Annotated in this window: 1 protein-coding gene; it reads right to left on the bottom strand. The window is 66.1% G+C overall.

Annotation, left to right across the window (positions count from 1 at the left end; translation table 11 throughout):
• On the bottom strand, positions 1-1004 hold a 1004-nt coding region (locus GY791_17095; protein ID MCP4330142.1), incomplete at its 3' end, for an ISNCY family transposase.
• Between the last annotated feature and the right edge of the window lie 119 nt (positions 1005-1123).

Here is a 1123-nt window from a genome sequence, read left to right on the forward strand (position 1 = left end):
TGGCGATGGCGGTCGGCGGGGATCTGCAGGCTCCGGCCCTTGTAGCGCACGGTGTTGTCGTTGCCGACGACCCGCTCCTCGTGGACGCAGAGGATGTCCGCCAGGTTGCCCGTGAAGGGCACGAAGGCGGAGCCGGTGTCTTCGGCCGGGCGGGCGAAGCGGGCGTTGTGAGCCGGCAGGTAGACCTCCTTGAGGAAGCGGTTGGCCGCCGCCATGTCGGTGATGCCGGCAAGCCTGAGCTCCTGCGGCAGGCGCTTCTGCAGGGTCCCGAACATGCGCTCCGAGCGGCCCCGGGCCTGCGGCGAATAGGCCGCGATCAGCTCGATGCCGAGCTGCTCGAGGGCGCGGCCGACCTGGGTCGGGTTGTCCTTGTCGACCTTGCCGCCGGCCTCCGGCGTATGCCAGTAATGCGCCGCCCGATCGGCATAGAGCGAGCAGAACAGCCCGTGGGCCGAAACCACCTCGTTCAGCGCCTCGAAGCTCGACATCGTGCCCTCCTCGGCGACGAAGAAGGCCGAGTAGATCTCCGAGCTGGCGTCATCCATGGTCACGATCAGGTCCCAGTACCGGTCGCCCACCCATTGGTGCGTCGAGCCGTCCTGGTGCAGCATCATGCCAACCAGGGGCCGCCGTGGCCGCTTGCGCCGGTGCGCCCCGCGCCGCGGCGCCGGCGCGATCCGGCCATGGGCCTGAAGCGTCACCCGGACCCAGTTGTAGCTGCGCTTGAACTCATGCTCGGCGACCAGCTTGTCCCGCAAGTGCTTGGCCGTGAAATCCCAGTACTTGGTGTCGAACAGCCGCAACAGCGCCGCCACCTCGTCGACCCCGGCACGGCGCGCCGAAACCCGGCCAAGGCGGCGATCGTAAAGCCCCTCCGCGCCTTCCGCTTGATAGCGATCGCGCCAGCGCCGGAACGTGCGCTCGGATATGCCCAGTATCTCCGCCGCTTCCTGCTGGCTCAGCTCGCCACGGTAGGTGCGACCGTAAACGTCCTCAAACTTCATCAATCTCAGTCCTTGTAACTGCTCCGTCCGGCGCATCGACACCCCCTCCAATTTGGAGCTGTTCTAAATCCGGACAGATTATGTGTTACATAGACCGGTCATATCTCGTGTTATCGACA

Source organism: Alphaproteobacteria bacterium, assembly GCA_024244705.1.
In the GTDB taxonomy this organism is placed as follows: Bacteria; Pseudomonadota; Alphaproteobacteria; order JAAEOK01; family JAAEOK01; genus JAAEOK01.